This is a genomic window from Candidatus Methylomirabilota bacterium (assembly GCA_036002485.1).
Taxonomy (GTDB): Bacteria; Methylomirabilota; Methylomirabilia; order Rokubacteriales; family CSP1-6; genus AR37.
On record DASYTI010000196.1, the window covers coordinates 1 to 8,800 of the forward strand.

Sequence of the window (8,800 nt, forward strand, 5' to 3'; positions counted from 1 at the left end):
CACGAACGGATACTTGCCCGGCTTGAGCGCCGGCATCTTGAGGCGCACGGTCTTGCCCGCGGGAATGACCTTCTCGATCCGCGGCTGCTGCATGTCGAACTCTTCCGGACCCTTGTCCTTGTTGGTGATGACGAGGACGAACGACTGCCCGGCCTTGACCTTGACGAGATCAGGCTGGAAGCGGTTCTTCTCGATGACGAGCGGGATCTCCGGTGCCGGCTGCGCGCTCACGGGAAGCGCCGTCGCCAGCAAGGCTCCCAGCAGCAGTCCCGCGACCCCGATCCACCTCATCCGTCCACCTCCATGGTGCTAGACGAGTTAGGTATACCTAATCACGGAAATCGTGTCAATCGAATTTTAGGCTACCCTTCCGTGCCGCGGAAGGTGAGGCGAAGAGGCTGGCGCGGACGGGCGGAGCTACCGGTCGGCGACGAGAACAGCCACGGGGTAGGCGTAGCGGATGCGCTCGCCCTCCCGCGCCATGGGGATGCCCAGGCGGTCGTCGCCGAGCGAGGCCGCGAAGATCTCGCGGATCTTGTCGGCGTCGCCGGGCAGCGGGAAGGACCGGCCCAGCAGGCCCTCGAGCTCGCCCTCGAGCCGATAGTTGGTGCCGCGGGGCGCCGGCAGTCCCGCCTGCCGGAACAGCTCCCGGAGCTCGGTCAGGGGCATGGCGCGCACGTGCGAGGGATCGCGCAGCTTCTCCATCCGGTTGAACTCGGCGGCCTTGGCGACATCGGGCGAGGCCTCGGTGTCGATGACCACCACTTTGCCCCCGGGCGCGCAGACGCGCCGCATCTCCGCGAGCACGGCCTTGGGATCGAGGAAGTGGTGGAAGGCGAAGCGTGAGGTCACGATGGAGAAGGTGCCGTCGGGCCATGGCAGGGGCAGGACGTCGCCCTGCTTCCAGCTCACGTTGGCCAGCCCTTGCTCGGCCTGCAGCGCCCGGGCCCGCTCGATCATCGCGGGCGTGAGGTCGATGCCCGTGGCGTGGCGAACCACGCGCGCGAAGGCGCAGACGATGATGCCGCCGCCGCAGGCGACATCGAGCACGGTGTCCTCGGGGCCGGCGCCGCTGAACTCCACGATCATGCGCAGGGCCTGCTCATCCTTGATGCCGGGCGAGGTCGAGAAGGGCACGGCCTGGCGGCTGAACTGGTCCAGGATCATGTCGCGATGGCTCGGATTCGTCACTCTCTCCTCCGGCGGGCGGCTGAAAAAGGCCCATCTGCTTCGTTGGAGCCCGCCGGCCGCACGCTCAACGTACAACAAGTACGCCTCGCGTGGGCCGGCGGGCTCCGCCTCGAATCTGGACCTTTTTGAGCCGCCCTTACGGTTTGTGGGATCGGACTAGAGAACATGAAGGAGTGGTCGAGCGGTCAGGCTGCCGGGCTTCCAGAATCCGGTGTCCGTGAGCTCGGCCAGGATCGCCTCCGAGTCCGTGGAGCGCATGAGCGCCCAGGTGGCGCCGCCGGGAAAGAATCCGCCGAAGACCATCCGGCCGGCGCCCCGCGCCTCGATCAGCGCGAAGGAAGCCATCTCGACGTCGGGAGCCTCGCCTTCCACGATGGTCACGGAGCGCGAGCCGTCGGTCACCACGGGGGGCAGCTCCCAGGGCTCGAGGAACTGCGAGAAGTCGCGCGGGTGCCAGGCCTTCCACACCCCACCCGTCCAGTACGGGTCCTCCTCGACGAGGCGCGGGAGATCGCCCGCCTGGGGCGAACGGTACACGAGATCGGCCGTCTTGCCGTCGGGCGAGGGGCCGCCCCCGATCACGAAGCCCCGCTTGCGCAGCTCCACGATGCGCTCCAGATGGGCCGCGCGGTGGGCGGCCCGCCGCTCGAGGTAGTCCTCGGCCGCGGTGACCCGGACATGGGAGACGATCACGGGGTGACCCAGCCGCCCGCGAAGGGCACCACTTGCCCCACGAAGAAATCGGCGTCATCGGAGGCGAGATAGACGGCGAGTCGCGCCGATTCCTCGCCGCGGGCCAGGCGCCCCGCCGGGATGTTCTTGACCATGCGGGCGAGCGACTTCGGGTCATTGACGAGCTCGGGGGGAAAGTACGTGGGATTCTCGACGTAGTTCTGGGCGATGGCGTTGACCTGGATGCCGTCGCGCGCGACCTCGCGACCCACGGCCTTGGTCAGCCCGTTGACTCCCGCCCGCGCCGCGGAGTAGGCGGCGTAGTGGGCGAGCCCCGGGAAGGCCGCCGCGGAAGACATGTTGATGATCTTGCCGCGCTTGGCCGGGCGCATCACCCGCAGGGCGGCGCGCAGACAGTAGAACGGCTCGTCGAGGAGGCGTGACATCATGGCCCGCCACTCGCCGTCCGTCACCTGCTCGGTGGGAGCGCCCGTGGGCGGGTTAGCGCTGTTGTTGACGAGGACATCGAGCCGTCCGAATCGGGTCACCACCGCCGCCACCGCGCGCTCGGCCTCCGCCGGCTGAGTGAGATCGCCGGTGAGGGTGAGCACCTCGCGCCCCAAGCCGTGCGCGATCGCCGCCACGGGCTTGACGGCCGCCTCGCTCCGATCGTGGAGCGCGACGGAGGCGCCCTCGCGGCAGAATTCCTCGGTGATGGCGGGCCCCATGAACTCGCTCGCGTTGGTGATCAGGGCGACCTTGCCCGTGAGCTTCATGGCCGACAGCGTAAGCGGGATTTCACGGCGCCGCAAGACCGTGCTACGCTCAAGAGGCGTCGAAGGGGGCGCCGGACGTGAAAGACGATCTGCTCCAATCCTTCAAGGCTCGCTACCCGTTCCCGCTCGATCGCTTCCAGCTGGACGCCATCGCCGCCATCATCGATGACAAGTCCGTCATCGTCTCCGCTCCCACGGGCTCCGGCAAGACGCTCGTGGCCGAGTTCGCCATCTACACCGCGCTGGCCCGCGGGCGCCGCATCGCCTACACCACGCCGCTCAAGGCGCTGTCGAACCAGAAGTACGCGGACTTCTGCCGCCAATTCGGTCAGGAGCGGATCGGTATCCTCACGGGCGACGTCAAGGTCAATACGCGCGCCCCCGTGGTGGTCATGACCACGGAGATCCTCCGCAACATGTTCTACACGGGCGGCCTCGACAGCCTCGAGTTCGTCGTGCTGGACGAGTGCCACTACATGGGCGACGAGGGGCGGGGGACGGTGTGGGAGGAGATCATCGTCAACGCGCCGAAGGACGTGGCCCTGGTGGGGCTCTCCGCCACCGTCAAGAACATCGCGGAGATCGCCGACTGGATCAGCCTGGTGCACCGGCCCATCGTGCCTATCACGCACCCGCATCGCAGCGTGCCCCTCCAGTACCTGGTCGCGGATCTCTCGGGGGAGATCCACACGTACGAGGCGGTGCGCAACGGCAAGGTGCGCCTCCTCGGGCAGGAGCGGGAGGGCGGCTACAACGACAAGGGCCGCTGGTACACACGGCGGGTCGTGGATCCCACCGTCATGCTCGACGAGCTCGAATCCCGCGGCTGGCTGCCCGCCATCTATTTCATCTTCAGCCGTGCCGGGTGCGAGCGGGCCATGGAGACCGTGCTGGCCGAGGGCAAGCCGCTCCTCACCAAGAGCCAGCAGCAGCAGGTGGACGCGGCCATCCGCGAAGCCGTCGCCGACACGCCGACCATGGCGGAGTCGCCGCTCAACCAGACCATCTTCCAGGCCCTCGGCATGGGGGTGGGGCTTCACCACGCGGGCGTGCTGCCGAGCGTGAAGCGGCTCATCGAGCTCCTGTTCGAGCGCGGGCTGTGCAAGGTGGTCTTCTCCACCGAGACCATGTCTTTGGGCATCCACATGCCCGCCAAGAGCGTCGTGCTCCAGTCCCTGACCAAGCGCACCGATCGCGGCTTCCGCTCGCTCATGCACAACGAGCTGACGCAGATGGCCGGCCGCGCCGGTCGCCGGGGCATAGATCCCGAGGGCAAGTGCGTCATGGCTCTCGACGTGCGCGACGGGCTCGAGGACATGATGCGCGTCGTCGACGGTCCGCCCGAGCCGGTGCTGAGCCAGTTCAAGCTGGGCTATGGCTCGGTGGCGCTCCTGCTCGCCACGGGCCAGGACATGGCCACGATACGGCGCACGGTCGAGTCCTCGTTCGGCCAGTACCAGAACTTGAAGAAGATCCGCGGACTGGAGGCAGAGGTCGCGAGCCTCGAGATGGCCGTGGAGGACGGACGGCGCTTCGCGGCGCCCTGCGGTGACTTCTCGCGGATAGGCCGCTATCGCGTGGCGCGCGCCCAGGTCGAGCAGCAGCGGATGGCGCGGGGCAAGAGCGGCCGGCACGGACGCTCGGTGGCCGAGGCCGAGCCGGGGCGCCTGGCCCTGGTGCGACGCAAGAGCGGCGCCTCCCTCGGGATCATCTGCGGTCTCGACCGGCGGCGCCACCGCATGCTCGTCACCGTGCTGCTGCCCCATGGCACCACCGTCCAGATGAAGGAAGGCAATATCAAGAGGATCTTCTGGCAGACGCCGCCCCTTCATCTTCCGCGCGACTGGGAGCGGCGGACGCGGAGCCTGGCCGAGCAGCTCGAGGCTTACTCCATCCCCGACCTCGTCGAGCGGGAGCGGAGCCAGGGCCCGGAAGGCGCCCTCGCCTCGATCGAGTGCCATCGCTGTCCGTGGGGCAGCCAGAGCCGGTGCGATCATGCCTGGAAGGGACTGGAGGGTCTCGAGGGACGTCTCGGCCAGAAGCGCGAGATGCTGGACGCTTTCAAGAACGCCTACTGGCAGGAATTCTGCCGGGTGGTGGCCGTGCTCGAGCGATTCGGTGCCGTGCAGGACGGCAAGCTCCTGGCCAAGGGGCAGCTCATCTCGGGTCTCCGCCACGACAATGAGCTCCTCGTCGCCGAGATGGTGGACCGCGGCATCCTGGAGGACACCACGCTTGCCGAGGCGGCCGCGCTCTGCTCCTGCCTCATCGAGGAGTCTCGCTCCGGCGATGCCGCAGTGGCGCGGCTCTTCCTGAAGAAGCGTCCCAAGCTCAGGCGCAAGCTCCAGGAGCTGGAATCCGTGGCTCACACCGTGCTCGAAGTCCAGCGGCACCATCACCTGCCCATGCCCGTCGGCGTCTCGACGGGCTTCATGCCCTCGGTGTTCCGGTGGGCCTCGGGCGAGGACGACTGGACGGGCATCGTGGAGGAGTCCTTCGGCGGGCACGAGGGTGACCTGATCCGGGCGCTGAGGCGACTGATCGACGTCTTGCGGCAGCTCGGCGAGGCCTCGGAAGTGCCGCCGGCGATCCAGGCCATGCTGGTCCGGGCCGCGCGGGTGGTGGATCGCGGCATCGTCCTCGAATCCGCGCTCATCTGACGAGGAGGCGCTCATGACGGCAAGGGAGCGGGTGGCGGGACTGATCCTCCTGGGCGCGCTCGCCGTCGCCTGCGCGACGCCCAGGATCACCAACGTCGAGCGGACGACGCGCGGGCCCAACGCGTACGAGCTGCACATCTACCGGTCGTTCGTCGCCAACGGGCGCGAGCCCACCTTCGACGAGAAGCGCTACTTCGAGGATCGTCTCACCGAGCGCGTCTTCAAGTACCTGCGCGAGCATCCCGAGATCCAGAACGATCAGCACTACAGCGACTTTCGCTTCTGGCGCCAGGTGACGCCGGGCAGCCGCAAGGGCGAGGTCGAGACGCTTCTCGAGGACCCGGACGAGCGCACCATCGACCCCGCCCTCATGGCTGCCCTGGCGAGCCAGCAGTGGACGGCCATCTCCAGCAAGGCCAAGGAAGCCTGGGTCTATCCGCTCGGCTGGGTTCTCTACTTCGACGACAAAGCCGTAGTGGAAATCGTCCGGCGCAGAGGGAAGTGGGACAAAGGCGACGACGACTAACGTCAGGCTGCTCAAACGGCCCATCTGCGCCCTCGGTATCCCTCTCCCCCATCGGGGGAGAGGGTAGGGTGAGGGGGCGAACGAGTGGCTCGGTCGCACGCTCAATCGAATAGACCGCCAGTGGTACACTTTCCGCGCCTTGAACACGCTCATGGCCGAGCTGCCGCGGTGGATAGCGCCCGGGGACAGTGCCACCCTCCTCTGGTATAGCGGACGGGGCGAGAGCCCCGACGGCGTGCCCGTCTACGAGATCGCCGGACCCGCCATGGAGTTGCCGCCCGCTTCGCCGTATTTCCTGCTGGCTCCCGCGGATCGCGACGACTTCGCGGGGGAGCTCTACCGCGGCCGGATCGGCGTGCCCGAGCTGCGCGAGTTCCTCTCGGCCTGTGTCCTGGCCCGGGGAGAGCTGAATCCCTCGCTCGAGTGGGTGGCCGTCCCGCTCTCCGCCCCGGCGCTGCCCGTGATCGATGGCTGGCGCGGGCTTGGTGAGCGGCCCGTTCTCTCGTATCTTTCCGACATCGGCGCCTTCATGCCCGGTGACCGGCCGCTCTTCGTCACTCCGGAGGCGCATGCCGCCGCGCAGGAGGCGGCCGAACACTTCGGCACGGCCTGGGTCTGCGACGAGTGCGGGGAGGCCGAGGACGCCGGCGTCTTTCTCTGGACCTCTCGCGGCGAGGCCGCGGTGCGCGTGTGTTTCCTTATCCACAACGATGCCGGCATCTGGAGCTGCCGGCTCCACCCCTTCGAGTTCAACCGGGAGGCGGCATGATCCGGTCCACCATGCTCGTGACGAAGCGGATGCCGGTGGCGCGGCGCGGGATGGTGGTGGCGGAGCACCCGCTGGGCGCCGAGGCCGGCGCCGTCATCCTCGAGCGCGGCGGCAATGCGGTGGACGCGGCGGTGGCCACGGCATTTGCCATGCCGGTCGTCGAGCCCTTCATGTCCACCCTGGCAGGCGGGGGCACCATGCTCGTCCATCTGGCCAGGCGCGGCGAGACGGTCTGCGTGGACTTCAACGTGGAGGCGCCGGCGGCCGCTCACGAGAGCTCCTATCAGCTGGGCGAGGGCATCTCGTCCTCCGCGATCTTCGCCTGGCGCCGCGTGGTGGACGATGCCAATGTCTTCGGTCCGCGCTCGGTGGCGGTGCCCGGCTCGGTGGCGGGCCTGTGTCTGGCCCTCGAACGCTGGGGCACCATGGAGCTCCGCGATGTGATCGCACCCGCCATCAAGCTCGCCGAAGAGGGCTTCATCCCCGACTGGTACATGGCGCTCCACACCGCGATCTTCTGCCAGGAGCTGGCCGCTTTTCCGGCCACGGCCCGGACCTATCTCCGGGACGGCGACTACGTGTACCGGACGTCCGTCCTCAACGACGGCGAGATCTTCCGCCAGCCCGACCTGGCGCGGAGCCTCAGGCTCCTCGCCAAGGAAGGGCCGTCCGCCTTCTACACGGGCGCCATCGGCCAAGCCATTCACGAGGAGATGTCGGCCACGGGCGGGATGCTCACGAAAGACGATCTCGCCCGCTACGCTCCTCGGGTGCTGCCCGCGCTCACGGGCACATACCGTGGCCTCGAGCTGGCTTTCTCGCCGGGCGCCACGGGAGGCACCACGGCCCTCGAGATGCTGAACATCCTGGCCCAGTTTCCCAAGTCGCGCACCACGTGGAAGACACCGAGTGGGCTCCACCTCCGCGCCGAGGCCGTCCGCCGGGCCTTTCTCGACCGGCTCGAGCATCTGGGCGATGCCGAGCGCGTCAAGGCGCCGTGGGATGCGCTCGTCTCGCGCGAGTACGCCGCCAAGGTCGCGGTGGGGCTCAAGCCGAAGAGGCCGCTCAGCGCCCGCCCCGCGCCCGATCCGTGGCGCTACGAGGTCGATGCGCGCGCCGCCGACTGCACCACGCACCTCTGCGCTATCGACCGCCAGCGCAACATGGTCTCCCTGACGAATACCGCCGTCTCGCTCTGGGGATCGCGCATGGTCGTCCCGGACACGGGCATCCTGCTCCAGAACGGTATGGTCTGGTTCGATCCCGAGCCGGGACGCGTCAACTCGGTGGCCCCTGGCAAGCGGCCGCTCGTCAATATGGTGCCCGCGCTCGGCTTCAAGCAGGGAGCCCCGTACCTCGCCGTGGGCGCCCCGGGTGGGCGAAAGATCGTCTCGGCCATCCCGCAGGTGATCGCGAACATGGTCGACCTCGGGAACTCGCCCCAGGCGGCCATCGAGGCGCCGAGGCTGCATACAGAAGGCGGCGACCTCTGGGTGGACGACCGCGTGGGTGACGCTTCGCTCGCCGCCCTCACGCGCCTGGGGCATCCCGTCGTCGCGAAGCGGGTGGAGCCCGGCACGCTCTACTTCTCGAAACCTGTCGCGATCCGCGTCACCGGGAAAGGTCTCGAGGCCGGGCTCGACCCTGTCCACACCGCCGCGGCCGCGGGCATCTAGAATGCACCCGACCCTCACCCCGACCCTCTCCCTGAAAGGGAGAGGGAGCGAGGTACTAAAAGAGGTCCTTTGATGGATATCACGCTCACCACGGCGTTCTCCACCGTCATGGGCCCCGATCAGGAGGCGATCAAGCGTCTCCTCACCGAGACCATCGAGCAGATCGCCCAGGACGACAAGAGCTTCACGCGCGCCAAGATCGTCTTCACGGAGTCGGACGAGCGTTGCGGGCTCACCGCCGAGCTGGACGGCGTGAAGAAGGAAGGCGTGCCACTCCAGCTCGACCTCGAGACGCTCGAGGATGCCCAGACGGCCGCCGGCCCGCGCGCCCAGCTGAAGGAAGCGCTGCGCCTCTACTTCCGGAGGGTGATGGGCAAGCCGTGACGCGCGAAGTATCGACAAAAGACGTCGTTCGAGCTGAATTGACACCTGTCACGGTATCTCGGATGCTCCTGTCTAGATCCCGGCGGTCGGACATGTCGCCCTGGCCGCGGGCGCTCGGACGCTATCTTGCGGCGCCTCGCGGTATA

The 8,800-nt window shown here is 68.3% G+C and carries 9 protein-coding genes; 5 read left to right on the forward strand and 4 right to left on the reverse strand.

The window, feature by feature from the left end; genetic code table 11:
* The 4 genes from VGT00_17610 to VGT00_17625 all read right to left on the reverse strand — a co-directional run.
* A partial coding sequence (locus tag VGT00_17610) for a cupredoxin domain-containing protein (GenBank protein ID HEV8533243.1) occupies positions 1-291 on the reverse strand: 291 nt, incomplete at its 3' end.
* 126 nt (positions 292-417) lie between these two features.
* The gene (locus VGT00_17615; protein ID HEV8533244.1) at positions 418-1,191 is read right to left on the reverse strand and encodes a methyltransferase domain-containing protein; all 774 of its coding nucleotides are present in this window, start codon (positions 1,189-1,191) and stop codon (positions 418-420) included.
* A 156-nt stretch (positions 1,192-1,347) separates the two neighbouring features.
* A complete protein-coding gene (locus tag VGT00_17620) occupies positions 1,348-1,884 on the reverse strand; it encodes a hypothetical protein (protein ID HEV8533245.1) in 537 nt (178 codons plus the stop codon).
* Entirely contained in the window at positions 1,881-2,639 is a 759-nt protein-coding gene (locus VGT00_17625) for an SDR family oxidoreductase (GenBank protein ID HEV8533246.1), read from the reverse strand. Before VGT00_17625 ends, VGT00_17620 begins: the two co-directional genes overlap by 4 nt.
* 77 nt (positions 2,640-2,716) lie before the next feature.
* Here VGT00_17625 and VGT00_17630 point away from each other — a divergent pair, with 77 nt between their 5' ends.
* The 5 genes from VGT00_17630 (at position 2,717) to VGT00_17650 (ending at position 8,654) form a co-directional block, all read left to right on the forward strand.
* Positions 2,717-5,299 carry a DEAD/DEAH box helicase gene (locus VGT00_17630; protein HEV8533247.1) on the forward strand — a complete coding sequence of 861 codons (2,583 nt, stop codon included), beginning with the start codon at positions 2,717-2,719 and terminating at the stop codon, positions 5,297-5,299.
* Between the two features lie 13 nt (positions 5,300-5,312).
* Positions 5,313-5,825 carry a hypothetical protein gene (locus VGT00_17635; protein ID HEV8533248.1) on the forward strand — a complete coding sequence of 171 codons (513 nt, stop codon included), beginning with the start codon at positions 5,313-5,315 and terminating at the stop codon, positions 5,823-5,825.
* Between the two features lie 151 nt (positions 5,826-5,976).
* Entirely contained in the window at positions 5,977-6,594 is a 618-nt protein-coding gene (locus VGT00_17640) for a hypothetical protein (GenBank protein HEV8533249.1), read from the forward strand.
* Entirely contained in the window at positions 6,591-8,270 is a 1,680-nt protein-coding gene (gene ggt / locus VGT00_17645) for a gamma-glutamyltransferase (GenBank protein ID HEV8533250.1), read from the forward strand. The genes VGT00_17640 and ggt overlap by 4 nt, the downstream gene beginning before the upstream one ends.
* A 72-nt stretch (positions 8,271-8,342) precedes the next feature.
* Positions 8,343-8,654: a hypothetical protein gene (locus VGT00_17650; GenBank protein ID HEV8533251.1), complete on the forward strand. Its 312-nt coding sequence runs from the start codon at positions 8,343-8,345 to the stop codon at positions 8,652-8,654.
* Positions 8,655-8,800: the final 146 nt, after the last annotated feature.